This is a genomic window from Flavobacterium columnare, assembly GCF_014844295.1.
In the GTDB taxonomy this organism is placed as follows: Bacteria; Bacteroidota; Bacteroidia; order Flavobacteriales; family Flavobacteriaceae; genus Flavobacterium; species Flavobacterium columnare.
Genome location: NZ_CP054494.1, coordinates 82,596 through 103,476, shown reverse-complemented (window position 1 = coordinate 103,476; position 20,881 = coordinate 82,596). Strand labels below are relative to the sequence as shown.

Here is a 20,881-nt window from a genome sequence, read left to right as displayed (position 1 = left end):
ATTTTAGAAAAAAAAACGTGTATTTTTATCTTGATTAGCCTTTTCATCTTTATCAAAACAATGTAAAAAATATTTTTTTAAAAAACAGTTTCTTTAAAATTTTTAAAGCCCAATCCTTATAAAAAAATGATCACAGGAAAATTTTATAAGTAAGTTTTATAGATGAATAAAAAGTTACTCAATTATTGGATGGTTTGGAATTTCTTAAATCATAAATGTGTTCAAATTCAAATAAAAGCACTAAATTTACATTCCAAACGAAATAACACAATATGAGTCATAAAACGCTCCTGACTTCTAAGGAAGTAAATATTATACTCCATCGTTTGGTTTGTCAACTTATTGAAAATCATCTCGATTTTTATGAAACGGTTTTAATCGGTATTCAGCCCAGAGGAACGTATTTAGCGAAACGTTTGGTTCAAATACTTGAACAAGAATATCAAGTAAAAAATATTTCCTTAGGATTCTTAGATATTACTTTTTTCCGTGACGATTTTCGTCGTGGCGAAACTTTGGAAGCCAACAAAACACAAATCGATTTCTTGATTGAAGGGAAAAAGGTCATTTTTATCGACGATGTTTTGTATACCGGTAGAAGTATCAATGCCGCTTTACAAGCTATGCAATCTTTCGGACGTCCTGTAGAGGTGGAACTTTTAGTGTTGATAGACCGTCGTTTTAGCCGTCATTTGCCCATACAACCTGATTACAGAGGGCGTCAAGTAGATGCGATTAATAATGAAAAAGTAGTAGTAAAGTGGCAAGAAATCCACGGAGAAGATTCAGTTGAAATAATTACCAAATAAAATGAAGGAGTTAAGTGTAAATCACCTTTTAGGAATAAAATATATTACAGAAGAAGATATTCAGTTGATTTTTGAAACAGCCGATCATTTTAAAGAAGTAATTAATCGTCCGATAAAAAAAGTACCTTCTTTACGCGATATTACAATTGCTAATATCTTTTTTGAAAATAGCACGCGCACCAAGCTTTCTTTTGAATTAGCCCAAAAAAGATTATCGGCTGATGTGGTAAATTTTGCAGCTTCGAGTTCATCGGTAACCAAAGGGGAAACGCTGATTGATACGGTGAATAATATTTTGGCGATGAAAGTAGATATGGTCGTGATGCGTCATTCTTCGCCGGGAGCAGCTGTTTTTTTATCTAAAAATGTAAAAGCAAGTATTGTAAATGCCGGTGATGGGGCACATGAACATCCTACACAAGCCTTATTAGACGCATATACTATTCGAGAACGTTTGGGGGATGTAGCAGGAAAAAAAGTGGTTATAGTAGGAGATATTTTACATTCGCGCGTTGCATTGTCAAATATTTACTCCCTGCAAAAGTTAGGCGCTCAGGTAAAAGTTTGTGGTCCTAATACATTAATTCCTAAGTATATTCGTGAATTAGGAGTAGAGGTAGAGCCAAATTTAAGAAAAGCATTAGAATGGTGTGATGTGGCTAATATGTTACGTGTACAAAATGAGCGTTTGGATATAAATTATTTTCCATCTACTAGAGAATATACTATGCAATATGGTTTGGATAAAGAATTATTAGATTCTCTAAATAAAGAAATAGTAATCATGCATCCGGGGCCAATCAATCGAGGTGTTGAAATTACGAGTGATGTAGCTGATTCTAAACAATCGGTTATTTTAAATCAGGTAGAAAATGGAGTGGCAGTTCGTATGGCTGTGATCTATTTATTAGCCTCAAAGATTAAATAAAAAGAATTGTCATTTTTATTTAAGAAATACTTAATTTAATAAAAAAAAGAAGTGATGAAAGTTGATCATAAAGGGCATACTACCATTATAAAAGATACAGAGGGGAGTTCAGATGTTTTTTTACAAAAATTGATAAGTCAATACAATACCTTTAAAGATGTTAATTTAATTATTGATATTACACATGATCATTCGGTTGATTTAGCGGCCATTAATTCTTTTATAGGGTTATCAGATAAGCATAAGGCACTAAAAAAATCGTTTGTATTGGTAGCAGAAGGAATTGATTTTAATGAAATTCCTGATACTATTTTAGTGGTTCCTACTTTATTAGAAGCACATGATATAATAGAAATGGAAGAGATAGAACGGGATTTGGGTTTCTAGTTTTTTTATAGAACAAGATAAAAACAAGAACTTGTCCTAAAAATTTAGGACAGCCTTTTTTTCATTGCTAAAATATCAGGATATCTATCAGAGATAATTTTTGTATATATGATTCTAAAAAATAAAGTTTCAAAACTTATTTATATTGTTTTGTTTAACTACAAAGCGCATAAAGGGCTTAGCCAAAATAATAAAAAACGAATTAAGTAGGTTTGTTTTTGTTTCTAAAAGAATTGAGAACGTTTGAATTTGTTTAAGAAATTTATAAAAAACATTTAATACGTAATTTGGGTTAAAGAATAATAATCCTTCTTTTAAAAGGGATGTAGATAAAACAAGAACAAGAGGGAAAGAATAAAAAGAGGGCTCAAAAGAGCCCTCTTATATAATTATTCTTCATCTTCACTGTCATCTTCACTTTCGTCCTCGTCATCAGAATCCTGATCATCAGAATCTTCTTCGTCTTTTTCTTCGTCTGATGCAGCGTCAGAGTCGATTTCTAAATCTTTTAATGCGTCTAGTGTGTCATCACCATCGATATCGTCATCGTCGTCAAAATTCACAATTCGATCGGCTAATTTAGTGCTTACTTTTACTAAATAAATAGTGTCTTCAGTTCTAACTTCAACAGCTTCGATTGTTTCATTTTTAGCATTTTTAAAACGAATGATGTCAGAATCATCATAACCTTCAGGGAATTTCTCTACTAAAAGGTTTAAAATTTCACTCGTAAGCTTTGAATAATCTACAATAACTCTTTTCATAAATTGGGGATAATCTTTTTTATTGACCTAAAACGTATGCAAAAATTAGTGGAGCAACAATAGTTGCATCGGATTCAACAATGAATTTTGGAGTTGTAATATCTAATTTACCCCAAGTAATTTTTTCATTAGGGACAGCACCAGAATATGAACCGTAACTAGTGGTTGAGTCGGAAATTTGACAGAAATAACTCCAGAAAGGAACGTCGTGCATTTCCATATCTTGGTATAACATAGGAACAACACAAATAGGGAAATCACCTGCAATACCACCTCCTATTTGGAAAAATCCTATTCCTTTTCCTTCGCAGTTTTTAGTGTACCAGTCTGCTAACCACATCATATATTCCACACCACTTTTCATAGTAGTTGCTTGAAATTGACCTTTAATACAATATGAAGCAAAAATATTACCCATTGTACTATCTTCCCATCCTGGTACTACTATAGGTAGGTTTTTTTCGGCAGCAGCCACCATCCAAGAATCCTTTGGATCAATTTCATAGTATTGTTCTAATACACCAGAATTAATCATTTGGTACATGAATTCATGAGGGAAATATCTTTCGCCAGATTTATCAGCTTTGTTCCAAATATCGTATAAATGTGATTGTAAACGACGGAATGCTTCTTCTTCTGGAATACAGGTATCTGTTACACGATTGTAATGATTTTCTAATAAGTCCCATTCTTCTTGTGGTGATAGATCACGATAGTTAGGGACTCTTTTGTAGGAATTATGAGCAACAAGGTTCATAATATCTTCTTCTAAGTTAGCACCAGTACATGAAATGATGTGTACTTTGTCTTGACGAATCATTTCTGCTAATGATTTACCTAATTCAGCAGTACTCATGGCTCCTGCTAAAGTAATCATCATTTTACCATTGTCTAACAAATGCTCTTCATATCCCTTAGCAGCATCTACCAAAGCAGCTGCATTGAAATGAAGGTAATGTTTTTCAATAAATTGACTAATAGGTCCTTTACTCATTTTTATTATCGTTTGTGTTTGTATTTTTATGATTATTTTTTATTGTAGCCTAAGATCTCCAAAATTTCTTCAGCTTTTTGTTCTTCTGAAAAAACTTCTGTTGCAAAAATGCCATTTTTATCTTTATCAATCAAGATGTGTTTAGGTTGTGGTAAAATGCAGTGATGTAAACCTCCGTGTCCCCCTATGGTTTCTTGATAAGCACCTGTATTAAAGAAGCCAATATACAAAGGTTTTTCTTTATTGTATTTAGGAAGATAAATAGCGTTCATGTGTTGTTCAGAATTATAATAATCGTCTCCATCACAGGTTAATCCGCCTAATAAGACCCTTTCATAAGTGTCATTCCAACGATTTACGGCCAACATAACGAATCGTTTGTTGATTGCCCATGTATCAGGAAGTGTTGTGATAAAAGATGAGTCTATCATGTTCCAATTTTCTCTATCATTTTGCTTTTTTTGATACAATACTTGATAGATAGCTCCTCCTGCTTCTCCAACTGTAAAAGAACCAAATTCAGTAAAGATATGAGGAACAGGAACTTCTGCTTCGTCACAAGCAATTTTAATTTGGTTTAAGATTTCATCTACCATGTACTGATAATCGTATTCAAAGGCTAACGAATTTTTTATAGGAAATCCTCCTCCAATGTTTAAACTATCCAAAGTAGGGCATTCTTTTTTTAGATTAATGTAAACCTTCATACATTTTAATAACTCATTCCAGTAATAAGCGGTATCGCGTATACCCGCATTAATAAAAAAGTGAAGCATTTTTAATTCAACTTTTTTATTGTCTTGAATGTTTTTTCTGTAAAAAGGGACAATATCTTTATAACCTATTCCTAAACGAGAGGTATAAAATTCAAATTTAGGTTCTTCTTCTGCTGCTATACGGATTCCTATTTTAAATTTACCATCTATTTCTTCTTGTAATAGGTCTAACTCTTCAAAATTATCAATTACAGGCACTGTATTTCTATGGCCATTATTGATTAGTCGGGCAATATTGGTTACATATTGTCCGCGTTTAAAACCATTGCAAACAACAAAAGTGTTTTTATTGATTCTTCCATCTTCCATTAATTTTTCAACAATATTGATATCAAAAGCAGAAGAAGTTTCAATGTGAATATTGTTTTTTAAAGCTTCATTTAAAATAAATTCAAAATGTGAACTTTTAGTACAATAACAATAATAATATTTTGCCTCATATCCATGTTTTTCCATGGCATTACGAAACCACATTTTAGCTTTGTTAATGTTTTGTGAAATCTTAGGTAAATAAGTAAACTTTAGAGGTGTTCCGTATTGCTCTACCAACTTCATTAGGTCAATACCATGAAATTGTAGATGATCTTTACTTAAAGTGAACTCTTCTTGAGGAAAATAAAAGGTTTGATTGATTAAGTCGAAATATTTTGTATTCATTTAGTTATAAATAAATTGTAATTAAAATTAATAAAAAAAACTCTATACAATTTATTCAAATACGAATATTCGCAAAAATGATTTCTAGTTCAGTGTAAAGGGGTTCATCCATAGCTGGCAAAAATAAAAAATAATAACTTTTTACTCCAAAGATTTTTTTTAAAAAAATCAATTTTTATAATCATTAAAAGCGGTTAAGATATCAACCTCTTCTACTATTTGATTTATTACACATTGACCAATAGAATTTAGAAGGCTAAATTGTACTTTTCCAAATTCGTTTTTCTTGTCGTGAATTAATAAATTCATAATGGCTTGAATTTCATCCGTATCAAAAGAAATAGAGTCATATAGGGTACGGATTAAATTTTTTATTTCTAGATATTCATCTACAGATAAAAGCTCTTTTTTAAATGACAAAAAAGCCTCTAGTATCATACCGCAGGCAATAGCTTCACCATGAAGTAATCGTTCTTTGTTAGGATGTTCTAGAAAATAAGTTTCAATAGCATGTCCCAATGTATGTCCAAAGTTTAGGGTTTTTCTAATGCCTTTTTCTTTTGGATCTTGTTCTACAATTTTTGTTTTTATAGCTATTGATTCTTCAATGATTGAATCAAAATCTTGGAAATTAATACGAGAAATATCTTTAAAGTGGTTCCAATGATTTTTGTTAGCAATAAGTCCATGTTTAAGCATTTCAGCTAAGCCGGAACGAAGTTCTCTTTGTGATAACGAATGTAAGTATTGAGTATCAATGAGCACCATGTCAGGTTGTGTAATAGTTCCAATTTGATTTTTGAGTCCACCTAAATCAACTCCGTTTTTTCCTCCAATAGAAGCATCTACCATAGATAATAGTGTTGTAGGAATGTTTATAAAAGAAAGCCCTCTTTTAAAAGAAGAAGCAATAAATCCTCCCATGTCTGTAATGACACCTCCCCCGATGTTAATAATTAAACTTTTTCTATCTGCTTCCAATTCAGTTAAAGCTTCCCAGACATTCACACAAGTGTCAATTGTTTTCGTTTCTTCACCAGCTTCTAGTTCTATTATTTCTAAAGATACTTCGGTTTCTAAATAAGGTAAAAAACGCGGCAAGCAATACTCGTTCGTATTTTCATCTACTAGAATGAAAATTTTAGAAAAATGATTTTTCTTTAGAAAAAGATTTAATATAGAATAGTTATCATTTACGAAGTGTATTGAAGAAGAAACCTGCATTTTTTGAGAATTAAGTTTTTTGTGCAAAATAAAATAAAAAATACTATATAAATTATGAAGTCATGACTTTATATTTGCATAACAAAAAAAATAAAATGGAAAAAATATTTGACAATACACAAAATGCTTTTAGTTTAAAAAGCGATACAGAGTTAGAGAGAGCCCATTTTTTGTTTAAAGTAATTGATTCAGAGCCTTTAGTTAAAATAGGTACAGCTGTTACAAATTTTGCTTTAAAAGCAAAACTACCAGTAGAAGGATTGATTAGAGCTACGGTGTTTGATCATTTCTGTGGAGGTGTTTCTGAAGAGGATTGTATTCCAGTAGTAGATAAAATGTTCACAAAAGGAGTTTCATCTGTTTTAGACTATTCTGTAGAAGGTAAAGAAGATGAAACAGCTTTTGACGATGCAATGAATAAGACATTAAAAATTATTCTTTTTGCTAAAGAAAAAAAAGCCATCCCTTTTGCTGTTTTTAAACCTACTGGGTTTGGACGATTTGAGTTGTATCAAAAAATAGGAGAAGGAGAAGTACTAACAGAATCAGAACAAGCTGAGTGGAAGCGAGTAGAAGAGCGTTTTGATAAAGTTTGTAAGTTAGCTTACGAAAACGATATTGCTTTATTAATTGATGGAGAAGAAAGTTGGATGCAAGATGCTGCTGATAATTTAGTGGCTCAAATGATGCAAAAATATAATAAAGAAAAAGCTATCGTATATAATACATTACAAATGTATCGTTGGGATCGTTTAAAATATTTAAAAAAATTACATGCTCAAGCCGAAAAAGAAGGATTTCATATAGGAATGAAACTAGTTCGAGGTGCATACATGGAAAAAGAAAATACAAGAGCACAAGAAAAAGGATATAAAAGTCCAATATGTGAATCTAAGCAAGCTACAGATTCTAATTTTAACGATGCAGTAGCTTATATGATGGAACATATTGATAAAATGGCCATTTTTGCAGGAACTCATAATGAAGAGAGTTCGTACAAACTAATGGAAATGATGATACATCAAGGAGTTGCTAAAAATGATTTTAGAGTTTGGTTTGGTCAACTATACGGAATGAGCGATAATATTAGCTACAACTTAGCGGCTAACGGTTATAATGTAGCTAAATATCTGCCTTTTGGTCCAGTTAAAGAGGTAATGCCTTATTTAATTAGAAGAGCAGAAGAAAACACATCAGTAGCAGGTCAAACAAGTAGAGAGCTTACATTGATAAAAAAAGAAAGAAACAGAAGAAATAAAAAATAAAAATATTGCAGTTTTAAAAATCAAACTGCAATATTTAGGATATTTATAATTAGATGAATTTAACTATTTTAGGTTGTTATGCTGCTACCCCAAGGACATTTACAAATCCTACATCGCAGGTTTTAGAGATTAATAATCGCTTATTTTTAATTGATTGTGGTGAAGGGACACAAACACAATTAAGAAAAAAAAAGATTCGCTTTACAGCTATTAATCAAATTTTTATATCTCATTTGCATGGAGATCATTTCTATGGATTGATTGGATTAATTTCTACATTTAGCTTACTAAATAGGCATAATCCATTAACTATTTATGGACCTGTAGGTATAAAAGAGGTTATTAAATTGCAACTCCGTTTGGCAAACTCATGGCCTCAGTATGAATTAAATTTTGTAGAACTCAAGTCTAAAAAATCTGAAATTATATACGAAGATAAAAAAGTAATAGTGCGAACAATTCCTTTGAAGCATAGAGTCTATACCAATGGTTTTTTATTTACAGAAAAAACGAAAGAACGAAAACTAAATATAGACAAAGTACAGGAATACGGAATAGAAAGTTGTTATTTTCAAAATATTAAAAACGGGCGAGATATAACTTTAGACGATGGGAGAGTACTACCAAATCATATTTTAAGTTTTGATCCACCCAAACCCAAAAGTTACGCTTTTTGTTCAGATACACAATACGACGAAAGCATAGTCCCCCTTATAAAAGACGTACAAATTCTCTATCATGAATCTACATTCTTAAATGCAGAAGAACACTTAGCAGAAAAAACAATGCATTCAACAGCTAAACAAGCGGCATTAATAGCTAAACAAGCGAATGTAGAAAAACTCATTCTAGGACATTATTCCACTCGTTACGAATCTATAAAACTTTTTAAAAAAGAAGCAGAGTTAGTATTTAAAAATGTTTTATTGGGAGATGATGGAGCTAATTTTGAATTTTAAAACAAAAGAATTGCAAATTAATCCTGAAAAGAAATAAATATAGGAAATTTTACTCGAAAAAATAGCAGAGTTCCTGTTAATTCCTAAATATACGTTCTGAAAAAAAACCTTCTTTTAAATACATATTCGCCATCTAAATAGTAAAATTTAAAAAAGCAAGAAGGGGTGAGTCGTTTTTAAATCTGTTAACGATATACACCCTACTCGAATATCTGTAAGGTGGAATCTAAATTAAAATCAGATAAAACGAAAGCTTTAACTGTTTTTTTATAAAATTCATTCAATAATTTAAAAAGTTTAATGATTTTAGGATTTCTATCCTTACTTTTTATGACATAAAAAAGAGTGCTATAGAAAAGAATAGAGTCCATTGTAAAACTAATTAGCTCCTATGGAGTTATTCCGGTCAATGAATAACTAAGGAATAATAAAAAAAGGGGTAATTTTTTTATAAATGAAACTATTTATCTTAACTAAAAAAAAATAAAGATAAAAAATGGAAGATCTAAGTAATTATAGAAAAGTATATCAAAAAAGTGAGTTATTAGAAAAAAACATTCCAGAAGACCCAATTAATCTTTTTCATCGATGGTTTCATGAAGTTGAAGATTTTGGAGGAATAGATGAAGTAAATGCTATGACCGTTTCTACAATAGGTTTAGATGGCTTTCCAAAAGCTAGGGTTGTATTGTTAAAAAAGTACAATGAAGAAGGATTTATCTTTTATACCAATTATTTATCAGAAAAAGGAAAAGCAATAGCTAATAATCCTCATATATGTCTTTCTTTTTTTTGGCACTCAATGGAGCGTCAAGTTATTATAAAAGGAATTGCCAAGAAAGTAACATCTTCTGTTTCCGATGCTTATTTTGATTCAAGACCCGATGGGAGTAAATTAGGAGCTATAGTGTCAAAGCAGAGTGAAATAATACCCAGTAGAGAATTTTTAGATCAAAAATTGCAAGAATTAGAAATAAGTTTAGAAGGAAAAAATATTATTAGACCTGACTATTGGGGAGGAATATTAGTAGAACCCAAAGAAGTAGAATTTTGGCAAGGACGTCCCAATCGTTTACATGATCGAATTAGATACCAATTACAAGAAGATTTTACTTGGGAAATAAATCGTTTATCTCCTTAAAAACGACCATTATTGTAAGTTTTTTCTTATTTTTTATTAAAAAATACGTTTTTTGTCGATTTTATTTGCTCTTTAATCGAAACTTTTTCTATATTTGTAAAAGAAATCGAAACAATATTTGTTTTTAGAGTTTTAAAGATCTGAAAATAAATTCATGATAGTTTAGTTTTTTAGTTTGTTTATTTGATTGAGAAGTGCCTCTTATCCCCAAGAATAGAGGTGCTTTCTTTCATTTTTGGGCGGTACTTATCTTTAGCTGAAAAATGGGGATCAGGTCAAAAACCTGTGGGATTGATAAATTAAGCAAACAAATTGGTTGCTCTAAAAAGGATAGTTCTATATTTCTAACACCTCTAAATTTACTTCTAAAAGCTTTTATTTTAGCGTTGAAAGATTCTGCTGATGCGTTTCTATTATCAAAATAGTTCAATATGGTTTTGTAGTGATTTATTATGGATCAAAGACAAAAGGGATCAAGGACAAAAGTTGGGAATTATGCGGACTTCGGTTGAAATCAATTTTATTAAAAAGAAAAAAAGCAGATCTGTAAGCCGGATTCTGTACATAAAAAATATGTCCTTATCATTTATCTAGTCAAAATATTACTAATTTGATCCATCTGCCTACCCCTCAGCAACGGGCGAGCAACCCTTAACTACTGATATACATGGCATTTCACCGCATAGAGTTTACCTGATTTCACTACAGCATTACCTGTACATTCTTTCTGTTGCACTTGTCCTCCCTTGAATTACTTCAAAGTGACGGGTGTTACCCGCTACGCTTGCTCTATGGTGTCCGGACTTTCCTCTTCCTAAATAAGTTTGGGAAGCGATAAGGCGACCTGCTCTGCAAATTTAAAAATAGTAAAGACATAATCGTTACTTTCTCTCTTAAAAAAAACTTAATTTTTTAAAATAGTATTTATCGTTTCAAATCAAAAAAGTTTATAGAAATAAATAGAAGTTTCCCTTTGGAAACTACAAATTTAATCTACTATATTTGTAACTCATTTTGATCTATGGAACAGTTTATTGTATCGGCTCGTAAATACAGGCCCCAAACATTTAAAGATGTTGTTGGGCAACAGGCTATTACTAATACTTTATTAAACGCCATTGATAATAATCATTTAGCCCAAGCATTATTATTTACAGGGCCAAGAGGAGTAGGAAAAACAACTTGTGCTCGCATTTTAGCAAGAAAAATTAATCAAGAAGGATATGATGATCCTAATGAAGATTTTGCCTTTAATGTATTCGAGCTAGACGCAGCTTCTAATAACTCGGTAGATGATATTCGTAATTTGATTGATCAAGTACGAATACCTCCACAAACTGGTAAATATAAAGTGTATATTATAGATGAGGTACACATGTTGTCTACTGCGGCTTTTAATGCTTTCTTAAAAACATTAGAAGAGCCTCCTAGACATGCAATATTTATACTCGCTACAACCGAAAAACATAAAATTATACCCACGATTTTATCTCGTTGCCAAATTTTTGATTTTAAGAGAATAACAGTTAAAGATGCTAAAGAACATTTAGCAGAAGTAGCAAAAAGTCAAGATATAGTATTTGAAGACGATGCTTTACATATAATCGCTCAAAAAGCAGACGGTGCTATGCGCGATGCTTTGTCTATCTTTGATCGAGTGGTTTCTTACTGTGGGAAAAATTTAACAAGGACTGCTGTTACTGAAAATTTAAACGTCCTAGATTTTGAATATTATATAAAGGTAACAGATCTAATTTTGGAAAACAAAATTCCTGATCTGCTGTTAGCTTATAATGAAATTTTAGCAAAAGGATTTGATAGTCATCATTTTGTTGCAGGTTTAGCTTCTCATTTCAGGAATTTGTTAGTTTGCAAAAATCCAGCAACCCTAGTACTCCTAGAAGCAGGGGAACATGCGCAAAAACTTTATGGAGAGCAAGCTCAAAAAGCATCACAAGATTTCCTATTGCAAGGCATTGAATTAGCTAATGATTGTGATTTAAAATACAAAGTTTCCCAAAATCAACGTCTTTTAGTTGAATTGTGTTTAATGCAGTTAGCCTCTATCACTTTTGATGGAGAAAAAAAAAAGCTAACTCATTTATAATTCCTCCCACTTATTATAGAAATTCTAGTTTTTCTATTACAGAACTAAAACCAGTTATTACGGCTCAGGGATCTGATTCTACGAATACGGGAAATAATTTAGAAAACGAACAAAAAAAGAGCTCATCACCTCAACTAGAAGCGGAATCTAAACTAGCACCTAGTCAGAATACAGGACCTAAAGTATCCTCTTTATCATTGTCTAGTATCAAGGTAAAAAAAGATCTAGAAGCTCAGTTAAAACCCGAACAAAAGCATCATGACGAACTGCCAGTAGAGCCGTTTACTGAAACAGAAATGCTGGAACAATGGTTAAAATATGCCCAGAAATTAGGGAACAAAGGATATAAGATTTTAGAAGCCTTAATGTTGATTAATGATCCTGTCTTAGAAGGGACTACCATTATTCATGAATTACCAAATGAAAGTTCGAAAATAGATTTTGAAGGAGAAAAACACGATTTGTTAGGATATCTAAGAGGAAAGCTACATAACCATACCATTAATTTAGAAGTTAAGCTTAACGAAACTATAGAATCAAAAAAAGCATTTACAGCAGAAGAAAAATATCAATTAATGCGTGATATAAATCCAGCTTTAGATACCTTAAGAAAACTGTTTGATTTAGATGTTTAATGTAAATTGAATTTTATTTGCATTCGTTCATTCAAGCTTCTTATTTCTATGGGCTTCGGTACGTATAAGTATATGCCCATTGTTTATTGCTAAAAAGAGTTGGAAGTATATTAAAAACGACTAATTTTTAAAAATAAAACATTTTTCACTTATTTTAAACAATTCAAGAAAATTACTTCTTTTTCTAAAACATCATTCTTTTCGAAAAAGAGAGCTTTTTTCTTTTTGCAATAGAGTTTCTACTATTTTTGAAAAGAGAACATACTTTTTTTATTCAAAATAACACTTGTCAAACTCATTTTTGTTAATTCATCTTGTTTTTACCCCTTACCTAATTTCGTTATAATTACCTGTTTTTTTAAAAAAAAGAATACAATTCTGTCATTTTTACCGATTTATACAAGCTATATGTTTCAATAAAAGACATTTTGTCTTAAGATTTACAATGGAATATAAATTGTTTGTTTGAAAACAAATAAAAGTTTAAAAATACCTTCTAAGATCAAGAGGAAGATTGGACTTAAAATGTTGAACTTGAAACAAAGATAGAATGAACTTAAATAATTTAACAATTAAATCGCAAGAAGCCTTACAACAAGCACAACAAATAGCGCAAGGCAATGGGCAACAACAACTAGAAAATGAACACATTTTTAAAGGAATTCTAGAGGTTGATGAAAATGTAGCACCTTTTATATTAAAAAAACTAAATGTAAACTTAGCCCTTTTTAAAAAGATATTAGAAAATACAATTCAGAATTTTCCTAAAGTATCAGGTGGTGATCTAATGCTTTCTCGTGAAGCAAACACATCATTAATTGAAGCAAATAACATAGCTAAAAAAATGAATGATGAATACGTTTCAATAGAACACCTAATTTTGTCTATTTTCAAATCAAAAAGTAAAGTAGCTCAGATTTTAAAAGACCAAGGTGTTACTGAAAAAGGGCTCGAAAGTGCTATTGCTGAAATTCGAAAAGGAGAACGTGTTACATCCGCATCTGCAGAAGAAACCTATAATTCATTAAATAAATATGCTAAAAATTTAAATGAATTAGCTAGAACAGGAAGATTGGATCCAGTCATTGGAAGGGATGAAGAAATAAGAAGAGTATTACAAATACTAACCAGACGAACAAAAAACAATCCAATGCTTATAGGAGAACCTGGAGTAGGAAAAACAGCCATAGCAGAAGGATTAGCACACCGAATAGTAGATAGAGATGTCCCTGAAAATCTAAAAGATAAAATAGTCTATTCTTTAGATATGGGAGCTCTTATAGCAGGAGCTAAATACAAAGGAGAGTTTGAAGAACGTCTAAAGTCCGTTGTGAAAGAAGTAACTTCAGCAGAAGGAGACATTGTATTATTTATAGATGAAATACATACATTAGTTGGTGCTGGAGGAGGAGAAGGAGCAATGGATGCAGCGAATATCTTAAAACCAGCTTTGGCAAGAGGAGAATTAAGAGCCATTGGAGCCACTACCTTAGATGAATATCAAAAATATTTTGAAAAAGATAAAGCATTAGAACGTCGTTTTCAAAAAGTAAATATTGATGAACCTGATACTGAAAGTGCTATTTCTATATTACGAGGAATTAAGGAAAAATATGAAACACATCATAAAGTACGTATCAAAGACGATGCTATTATAGCCGCAGTCGAATTGTCTCAACGTTATATTACAAATCGTTTTTTACCTGATAAAGCAATTGATTTAATGGATGAAGCGGCTTCAAAATTGCGTATGGAAATCAATTCTAAACCAGAAGAATTAGATGTTTTGGATCGAAAAATTATGCAAATAGAAATAGAAATAGAAGCCATAAAAAGAGAAAATGATGAAATAAAATTAAAATCATTAGGTTTAGACTTAGCTAATCTAAAAGAAGAACGAAATGAGATCTTTACCCGTTGGAAATCAGAAAAAGATTTAGTAGATGCTATTCAAACTGTAAAACGAACAATAGAAGAACTCAAGTTAGAAGCCGAAAGAGCCGAAAGAGATGGCGATTATGGAAAAGTAGCCGAAATTAGATACGGAAAAATTAAAGAAGCTCAAGAAAAATTAGATAACTTACAAAAAGAATTAAATGAAAACCAACAAGGGAATAATTCTTTAATAAAAGAAGAAGTTACACAAGATGATATTGCAGAGGTAGTAGCTAAATGGACAGGAATACCAGTCGTAAAAATGTTACAAAGCGAACGCGAAAAACTGTTAAAATTAGAAGACGAACTGCATAAAAGAGTAGTAGGACAAGAAGAAGCAATACAAGCTATTAGTGATGCAGTACGCAGAAGCCGAGCAGGCTTACAAGATATTAAAAAACCAATTGGATCCTTTTTGTTTTTAGGTACAACAGGCGTTGGAAAAACAGAATTAGCAAAAGCATTAGCCGAATATCTTTTTGATGATGAAAACGCCATGACTCGTATAGATATGAGCGAATACCAAGAACGCCATAGTGTAAGTAGACTCGTTGGAGCACCTCCAGGATATGTAGGATACGATGAAGGCGGACAGTTAACAGAAGCTGTGAGAAGAAAACCATATTCTGTAGTATTATTAGATGAAATTGAAAAAGCACACCCAGATACTTTCAATATTTTACTACAAGTTCTAGATGAAGGGAGATTAACCGATAATAAAGGACGACTAGCCGATTTTAAAAATACCATTATTATCATGACCTCTAATATCGGAAGTCAAATAATACAAGAAAAATTTGAAAATTTAGGAGGATCCATAGAAGCCGCTACAGAGTTAGCAAAAATAGAAGTGTTAGGCTTGCTTAAACAAACAGTTCGTCCAGAATTTATTAATAGAATTGATGAAATCATTATGTTTACACCATTAACCAATGCAAATATTAAAGAAATTGTAGCCTTACAGTTGAAAAGTGTAACCAAAATGTTAGCACATCAAAATATAACAATGGATGCAACGCCTGAAGCAATTACTTACTTATCAGAAAAAGGATTTGATCCAGAATTTGGTGCAAGACCCGTAAAACGAGTGGTGCAAAGAGAAGTTTTAAATCAATTATCTAAAGAAATTTTAGCAGGAAAAATAACCACAGAAAGTATGATTCTTTTAGATTGTTTTGATAATCATTTGGTTTTCAGAAATCAGGATAATATTAAAGGAAATTAATTATTTCAAATCCAGATTATGTGTTAGATTTTGTGATGAAGATCAAATTTAGATTCAAAGTCATTTTTATCTGAATGCATTTCTAATGCGTAATCTGGGTTAAAAGGGTTTTAAGATATAAAAAAAAGTTATAAAAATACAAAAACTACATTTTTTAATATTTTTTCAAAAACTAGATTTTGATTTTGTTATATTTGATAAAACTATGCGCGCATATTATGTCAAATTATATTTTATCATTAGATCAAGGAACTACAAGTAGCCGCTCTATTTTATTTGATTTAAAAGGAAATGTTGTAGCGGTATCTCAGAAAGAATTCTCTCAGATTTATCCTATACCAGGTTGGGTAGAACATGATCCTATAGAAATTTGGGAATCACAACTTACAACTATTTTTGAAGTGTTAGAAAAAGCACAAATTAAAAGTTCAGAAATAAAAGCCATAGGTATAACCAATCAGCGCGAAACCACAGTATTATGGGATAAAACCACAGGGATGCCTATTTATAATGCAATCGTTTGGCAAGATAGAAGAACAGCTGTTTTTTGTGATGACTTGAAGTCTAGAGGACTCAATAATATAATTCAACAAAAAACAGGTTTAGTAGTTGATTCCTACTTTAGTGGAACTAAAGTAAAATGGATTCTAGATCATGTTGAAGGAGCAAGAACAAAGGCTGAACAAGGACAAATCTTATTCGGGACTATTGATACTTGGTTACTTTGGAATTTAACTCAAGGGAAAGTTCATGCTACCGATGTAAGTAACGCAAGCCGTACCCTATTTTGTAATATTCATAATTGCGAATGGGATGAAGAATTATTGGAAATATTAGATATTCCAACGAGTATTTTGCCTCAAATCTGTAGCAGTAGCGAAATTTATGGTTATACAAATGTTTTAGATTCAGCAATTACTATTCCAATAGCAGGAATAGCAGGAGATCAACAAGCAGCCTTATTTGGTCAAATGTGTATTCAACCAGGAATGGTCAAAAATACATACGGGACAGGATGTTTTATGTTAATGAATACAGGTAAAGAATTAATTCCTTCCCAAAATCATTTGTTAACAACCGTTGCTTGGAAAATAAATGGAGTGACACATTACGCATTAGAAGGAAGCGTTTTTATTGCGGGTGCCGTTGTTCAATGGTTGCGCGATGGTTTAGGTATTATAGAATCTTCAGAAGATGTAGAAACATTGGCTGAAAAAGTACCAACTACAGAAGGGGTTTATGTAGTGCCTGCCTTTGCTGGTTTAGGAGCACCTTATTGGAATCAGCATGCAAGAGGAACTATTGCAGGATTGACAAGAGGAACTACAGCCGCTCATATAGCCAGAGCTTCTTTAGAAAGCATAGCCTATCAAACACGCGATGTATTATTAGCAATGCAAGCAGATAGCCATATTTATATAAAAGAATTACGTGTAGACGGAGGTGCTACAGTTAATAATTTACTTATGCAATTTCAAGCCGATGTATTAAATAGCAAAGTAATAAGACCTATCATTACAGAAACCACAGCCCTAGGAGCTGCTTACTTAGCTGGTTTAGCCGTTGGTTTTTGGAAAAGTATAGAGGAATTACAACAACAATGGCAAGTAGAAAAAGTATTTACCTCCACAATGGAACCTGAATTACGAAATTCTTTGAACGAAGGTTGGAAAAAAGCTATTAACGCATCCGTAGCATTTATATAGATGAATAGACAAGATCAAATCCAAAAACTAAAATCCACCAATGATTTTGATATTATTATAATCGGAGGGGGAGCAACAGGGTTAGGATGTGCTGTAGATTCAGCCTCTCGTGGATATAAAACATTATTAATAGAAAAAAACGATTTTGCCAAAGGGACTTCAAGTCGAGCTACAAAACTAGTTCATGGAGGCGTTCGATATTTAGCCCAAGGAAATATACGATTAGTAAGAGAAGCCTTACTTGAAAGAGGAAGATTGTTAAATAATGCACCCCATGTTTGTAAAAAAGTGTCTTTTGTAATGCCTGCTTATCATTGGTATGATAAATGGTTTTATGGAATTGGATTATGGATATATGAACTATTATCAAGTAAATTAAGTCTAGGAACAACTCAATTTTTATCAAAAAAACAAACAAAAGAATTTCTACCTGATTTAGATTCAAAAGATTTATTTGGAGGAGTACTGTATTATGATGGTCAGTTTGATGACAGTCGATTAGCAATAAATTTAGCACAAACAGCTATTGAACAAGAAGCAATAATTGTTAATTATTTTGAAGTAATTGATTTCATAAAGGAAGAAAATTGCCTAAAAGGAGTTAAGATAAAAGACGTATTGACTCAGGAGGAATATTATTTTAAATCAAAAGTAGTCATTAATGCCACAGGCGTTTTTGCAGATGATCTCTTGTCTTTAGCTGAAAATACTAACTCTAAAACAATAGCACCATCTCAAGGAATTCATTTAGTTATTGATTCCTGTTTTTTTAAAGGACATCACGCCCTAATGATGCCTAAAACAGATGATGGTAGAGTTTTTTTTATAATTCCTTGGTATGATAAAATAATTTTAGGGACTACAGATACAGCCGTTAGCCAAGTTGTAGCCGAACCTTTAGCTTTAGAAGAAGAAATTCAATTTGTTTTAAATCATTTTAATAAATATTCTTTAAATAAAATAACTCGAAAAGAGGTTAAGAGTGTGTTTGTAGGATTAAGACCTTTAGTAAAAAAAGATGATGTAACTGCTACTAAAGTAATGCCCCGAGATCACGTAATAACGGTTCTTCCTTCTGGACTAATTCATATTATTGGAGGAAAATGGACAACTTATAGGAGCATGGCTGAACATACTATAAATGTAGCTATTCAAACAGCTAATTTACCGTTTAAAAAATGCCGAACCAAGTCACTTAAAATTCATGGTTGGACTCATCTAAAGGATTCTACTCATTTGTCTATTTATGGAGCAGATGGACCTAAAATAAAAGAATTACTGCAAAAGAATAGCGGATTAGCCGCTCGGTTACATCCTAAATATCCCTACACAAAAGCAGAAGTCGTATGGTTTCTTCGTAATGAAATGGCTCAAACGGTAGAAGATGTTTTAGCAAGACGTATTCGATTGTTATTTTTAGACGCATTCGCCTGTTTGGAATGTGTAGAAGTAGTTGCAGAAATAATAGCTACGGAAAAAGGAATAACAATTGAAAATATGCAAAAAGAAATACAAGAATTCAAACAATTAACCAAACAATATTTAACAAAATAAAAATGATAAATCCTTTTTTAGCAGAATTTATTGGAACTATGATCGTATTATTATTAGGTAATGGAGTAGTAGCCAACGTCGTTTTAAATAAAACAAAAGGAAATAACGGAGGATGGATTGTAATTACTTTTGGATGGGCAATAGCTGTTTTCGTAGGAGTATATATGACAGCCTCAAGTAGTGGAGCACACCTAAATCCTGTAATATCATTAGCACTAGCCATTCTAGGGAAACTAGCGTGGTCCAATTTGCCTTTTTATATTCTTTCCCAGTTTTTGGGAGCTATGTTTGGTTCATTACTCGTTTATTTAGTTTATAAACAACATTATGATCAAACAGAAGAGGCTGGATTGGTAAAAGCTACTTTTTGTAATGAACCAGCAATTAGAAGTGTTTTACACAACTTAATTTCAGAAATAATAGCCACCTTTGTTTTGGTTATAGGAGTGTTGTTTTTAACAGGAGCAGAAAATTCTTTGGGAAGTTTAGACGCATTGCCCGTTGCTTTATTGGTTTTAGGAATAGGACTTTCATTAGGAGGAGCCACCGGATATGCTATTAATCCTGCACGCGATTTAGGACCTCGTATTATGTATGCTATTTTACCCATTAGGTATAAAGGAAGTGCTGACTGGACTTATAGCTGGATTCCTGTGTTAGGACCTATTCTAGGAAGTGTCTTAGCCGTTTGGATTTTTACATTGCTTGCGGCATAATATATTTAAAACATAGTAAAGCAACTTTAATAAAATTAGAACTATATTTTTGTAAATATGTTAAAAAAATATATTTTTTATTGTTATGAGGAAAAAAGTCATAACTTTGCTACCTAATATTTAAACCAGAGCTTATAGAATAACAATACTTTTAATTATAGTTTTTTATCAGAATAACTTTTAAAAAGTATTGTTTATGGCTACTACTTCAATTTCAGATGCACTCTTAGTAAAGAGCTATATAGAAGGTAACGAGAATGCCTTAGCTCAATTGATCGATCGTCATCAAACTAAAATTTACGGTTTTATCTACTCCAAAGTACAAGACAACGAAATTGCAAATGATATTTTTCAAGATGTCTTTATTAAAGTTATAAAAACTTTAAAAGGAACTGGAAAACATTATAATGAAGAAGGAAAATTCCTGCCTTGGGTTATGAGAATTGCTCATAATTTAATTATAGATACTTTTAGAAGAGAGAAGAAAATGCCTAAATGTAGAGATACAGAAGAATTTTCTGTTTTCTCTCTAATTACAGATGGATCACCTAATATTGAAATGAAGATGATTGCAGAGCAGGTAGAGAATGATCTGATCCGTTTGATAGAAGAACTACCAGAGGATCAACGTCAAGTATTAGAAATGCGTATATATGATGATTTGAGCTTCAAAGAAATAGCAGAAATAACCGGAGTTAGTATCAATACAGCTCTAGGACGTATGCGCTATGCTTTGCTTAATATGAGAAGAAGTATAGAAAAAAACAATATTACTTTAGCCAGTTAGGATAATAAAACAGATAAAATTTACGTTATAATCCAAACAATTATAAAAAGAAATTATGGAGAAACTTTATACAAATAAAGCACCTCAATTTCCTAAAATAATGCCAAAAAGAGAAACGGTAAATTTTATTTTGAGTTATTCAAAAGCTTTAAAAATAATAAAAATAGAGGGTAATAAATTTGAGTTAGTTACCAACTAGTACTTGATTAGGCAATGTTTTTAAAAAGGGAGCCCCAAAAACTGTAATCTTGTCATTTCACTTCGTTCAGGTCTTTGACTGAACCAAGTGAACAGATGAAGGGATTAGACACT

Annotated in this window: 19 protein-coding genes and 1 other RNA gene; 14 read left to right on the top strand and 6 right to left on the bottom strand. The window is 31.6% G+C overall.

The window, feature by feature from the left end; translation table 11 throughout:
• Nucleotides 1-272 precede the first annotated feature (272 nt).
• The 3 genes from pyrR to HUE53_RS00445 are packed head-to-tail and all read left to right on the top strand — an operon-like array spanning nt 273 to nt 2,124.
• Nucleotides 273-809: a bifunctional pyr operon transcriptional regulator/uracil phosphoribosyltransferase PyrR gene (pyrR, locus tag HUE53_RS00455; RefSeq protein WP_065213282.1), complete on the top strand. Its 537-nt coding sequence runs from the start codon at nt 273-275 to the stop codon at nt 807-809.
• A gap of 1 nt (nt 810) precedes the next feature.
• Nucleotides 811-1,737 carry an aspartate carbamoyltransferase catalytic subunit gene (locus HUE53_RS00450; RefSeq protein ID WP_014164202.1) on the top strand — a complete coding sequence of 309 codons (927 nt, stop codon included), beginning with the start codon at nt 811-813 and terminating at the stop codon, nt 1,735-1,737.
• A gap of 54 nt (nt 1,738-1,791) precedes the next feature.
• Complete coding sequence (locus HUE53_RS00445; RefSeq protein ID WP_014164203.1) at nt 1,792-2,124, top strand: hypothetical protein; 333 nt, start codon at nt 1,792-1,794, stop codon at nt 2,122-2,124.
• A gap of 389 nt (nt 2,125-2,513) precedes the next feature.
• Here HUE53_RS00445 and HUE53_RS00440 read toward each other — a convergent pair whose 3' ends face one another.
• The 4 genes from HUE53_RS00440 to aroB all read right to left on the bottom strand — a co-directional run bounded on the left by HUE53_RS00440 (nt 2,514) and on the right by aroB (nt 6,539).
• Nucleotides 2,514-2,888 (bottom strand): hypothetical protein, encoded by a 375-nt coding sequence (locus tag HUE53_RS00440; RefSeq protein ID WP_014164204.1) that lies wholly within the window; start codon nt 2,886-2,888, stop codon nt 2,514-2,516.
• A gap of 19 nt (nt 2,889-2,907) precedes the next feature.
• Nucleotides 2,908-3,882: a deoxyhypusine synthase family protein gene (locus HUE53_RS00435; protein ID WP_014164205.1), complete on the bottom strand. Its 975-nt coding sequence runs from the start codon at nt 3,880-3,882 to the stop codon at nt 2,908-2,910.
• Between the two features lie 32 nt (nt 3,883-3,914).
• A complete protein-coding gene (locus tag HUE53_RS00430; protein ID WP_014164206.1) occupies nt 3,915-5,315 on the bottom strand; it encodes a type III PLP-dependent enzyme domain-containing protein in 1,401 nt (466 codons plus the stop codon).
• A 168-nt stretch (nt 5,316-5,483) separates the two neighbouring features.
• On the bottom strand, nt 5,484-6,539 hold the full coding sequence (gene aroB, locus HUE53_RS00425) for a 3-dehydroquinate synthase (RefSeq protein ID WP_041253140.1): 1,056 nt from the start codon (nt 6,537-6,539) through the stop codon (nt 5,484-5,486).
• A gap of 95 nt (nt 6,540-6,634) precedes the next feature.
• On the opposite strand from aroB, the gene HUE53_RS00420 reads away from it, so the two are divergent.
• From HUE53_RS00420 to pdxH, 3 genes are all read left to right on the top strand, one after another.
• Nucleotides 6,635-7,804, top strand: coding sequence for a proline dehydrogenase family protein (locus HUE53_RS00420; RefSeq protein WP_065213283.1), 1,170 nt, complete (start codon nt 6,635-6,637; stop codon nt 7,802-7,804).
• A 53-nt stretch (nt 7,805-7,857) separates the two neighbouring features.
• Nucleotides 7,858-8,763, top strand: coding sequence for a ribonuclease Z (locus HUE53_RS00415; RefSeq protein WP_014164209.1), 906 nt, complete (start codon nt 7,858-7,860; stop codon nt 8,761-8,763).
• A 496-nt stretch (nt 8,764-9,259) separates the two neighbouring features.
• Entirely contained in the window at nt 9,260-9,904 is a 645-nt protein-coding gene (pdxH, locus tag HUE53_RS00410; protein ID WP_065213284.1) for a pyridoxamine 5'-phosphate oxidase, read from the top strand.
• Between the two features lie 229 nt (nt 9,905-10,133).
• Here pdxH and HUE53_RS00405 read toward each other — a convergent pair whose 3' ends face one another.
• Both HUE53_RS00405 and rnpB read right to left on the bottom strand, forming a co-directional pair.
• Nucleotides 10,134-10,334, bottom strand: a complete 201-nt coding sequence (locus HUE53_RS00405) for a transposase (RefSeq protein WP_231138894.1) — start codon at nt 10,332-10,334, stop codon at nt 10,134-10,136.
• 101 nt (nt 10,335-10,435) lie between these two features.
• Nucleotides 10,436-10,755: RNase P RNA component class A (gene rnpB / locus HUE53_RS00400), an RNA gene on the bottom strand.
• 170 nt (nt 10,756-10,925) lie between these two features.
• Here rnpB and dnaX point away from each other — a divergent pair.
• From dnaX to HUE53_RS00360, 8 genes are all read left to right on the top strand, one after another.
• On the top strand, nt 10,926-12,011 hold the full coding sequence (dnaX, locus tag HUE53_RS00395) for a DNA polymerase III subunit gamma/tau (protein ID WP_065213285.1): 1,086 nt from the start codon (nt 10,926-10,928) through the stop codon (nt 12,009-12,011).
• A 197-nt stretch (nt 12,012-12,208) separates the two neighbouring features.
• The gene (locus HUE53_RS00390; protein ID WP_014164212.1) at nt 12,209-12,646 is read left to right on the top strand and encodes a hypothetical protein; all 438 of its coding nucleotides are present in this window, start codon (nt 12,209-12,211) and stop codon (nt 12,644-12,646) included.
• A 550-nt stretch (nt 12,647-13,196) separates the two neighbouring features.
• Nucleotides 13,197-15,806 carry an ATP-dependent chaperone ClpB gene (gene clpB / locus HUE53_RS00385; protein ID WP_014164213.1) on the top strand — a complete coding sequence of 870 codons (2,610 nt, stop codon included), beginning with the start codon at nt 13,197-13,199 and terminating at the stop codon, nt 15,804-15,806.
• A gap of 218 nt (nt 15,807-16,024) precedes the next feature.
• Complete coding sequence (gene glpK / locus HUE53_RS00380; protein ID WP_014164214.1) at nt 16,025-17,512, top strand: glycerol kinase GlpK; 1,488 nt, start codon at nt 16,025-16,027, stop codon at nt 17,510-17,512.
• Nucleotides 17,513-19,066 carry a glycerol-3-phosphate dehydrogenase/oxidase gene (locus HUE53_RS00375; RefSeq protein ID WP_014164215.1) on the top strand — a complete coding sequence of 518 codons (1,554 nt, stop codon included), beginning with the start codon at nt 17,513-17,515 and terminating at the stop codon, nt 19,064-19,066.
• A 5-nt stretch (nt 19,067-19,071) separates the two neighbouring features.
• Nucleotides 19,072-19,782, top strand: coding sequence for an MIP/aquaporin family protein (locus HUE53_RS00370; protein WP_065213940.1), 711 nt, complete (start codon nt 19,072-19,074; stop codon nt 19,780-19,782).
• Nucleotides 19,783-19,978: 196 nt separating this feature from the next.
• On the top strand, nt 19,979-20,569 hold the full coding sequence (locus tag HUE53_RS00365) for an RNA polymerase sigma factor (protein ID WP_014164217.1): 591 nt from the start codon (nt 19,979-19,981) through the stop codon (nt 20,567-20,569).
• Nucleotides 20,570-20,624: 55 nt separating this feature from the next.
• Nucleotides 20,625-20,768, top strand: a complete 144-nt coding sequence (locus HUE53_RS00360) for a hypothetical protein (protein WP_165793164.1) — start codon at nt 20,625-20,627, stop codon at nt 20,766-20,768.
• Nucleotides 20,769-20,881 lie beyond the last annotated feature (113 nt).

What these genes read in the sequence shown, in the direction of transcription:
- pyrR (WP_065213282.1), top strand. Translation starts at nt 273, where the DNA reads ATGAGTCATAAAACGCTCCTGACTTCTAAGGAAGTAAATATTATACTC.
- HUE53_RS00375 (WP_014164215.1), top strand. Translation starts at nt 17,513, where the DNA reads ATGAATAGACAAGATCAAATCCAAAAACTAAAATCCACCAATGATTTT.
- glpK (WP_014164214.1), top strand. Translation starts at nt 16,025, where the DNA reads ATGTCAAATTATATTTTATCATTAGATCAAGGAACTACAAGTAGCCGC.
- HUE53_RS00415 (WP_014164209.1), top strand. Translation starts at nt 7,858, where the DNA reads ATGAATTTAACTATTTTAGGTTGTTATGCTGCTACCCCAAGGACATTT.
- clpB (WP_014164213.1), top strand. Translation starts at nt 13,197, where the DNA reads ATGAACTTAAATAATTTAACAATTAAATCGCAAGAAGCCTTACAACAA.
- HUE53_RS00450 (WP_014164202.1), top strand. Translation starts at nt 811, where the DNA reads ATGAAGGAGTTAAGTGTAAATCACCTTTTAGGAATAAAATATATTACA.
- HUE53_RS00360 (WP_165793164.1), top strand. Translation starts at nt 20,625, where the DNA reads ATGGAGAAACTTTATACAAATAAAGCACCTCAATTTCCTAAAATAATG.
- dnaX (WP_065213285.1), top strand. Translation starts at nt 10,926, where the DNA reads ATGGAACAGTTTATTGTATCGGCTCGTAAATACAGGCCCCAAACATTT.
- HUE53_RS00435 (WP_014164205.1), bottom strand. Translation starts at nt 3,882, where the DNA reads ATGAGTAAAGGACCTATTAGTCAATTTATTGAAAAACATTACCTTCAT.
- pdxH (WP_065213284.1), top strand. Translation starts at nt 9,260, where the DNA reads ATGGAAGATCTAAGTAATTATAGAAAAGTATATCAAAAAAGTGAGTTA.
- HUE53_RS00440 (WP_014164204.1), bottom strand. Translation starts at nt 2,888, where the DNA reads ATGAAAAGAGTTATTGTAGATTATTCAAAGCTTACGAGTGAAATTTTA.
- HUE53_RS00420 (WP_065213283.1), top strand. Translation starts at nt 6,635, where the DNA reads ATGGAAAAAATATTTGACAATACACAAAATGCTTTTAGTTTAAAAAGC.
- HUE53_RS00445 (WP_014164203.1), top strand. Translation starts at nt 1,792, where the DNA reads ATGAAAGTTGATCATAAAGGGCATACTACCATTATAAAAGATACAGAG.
- HUE53_RS00365 (WP_014164217.1), top strand. Translation starts at nt 19,979, where the DNA reads ATGGCTACTACTTCAATTTCAGATGCACTCTTAGTAAAGAGCTATATA.
- HUE53_RS00430 (WP_014164206.1), bottom strand. Translation starts at nt 5,315, where the DNA reads ATGAATACAAAATATTTCGACTTAATCAATCAAACCTTTTATTTTCCT.
- aroB (WP_041253140.1), bottom strand. Translation starts at nt 6,539, where the DNA reads ATGCAGGTTTCTTCTTCAATACACTTCGTAAATGATAACTATTCTATA.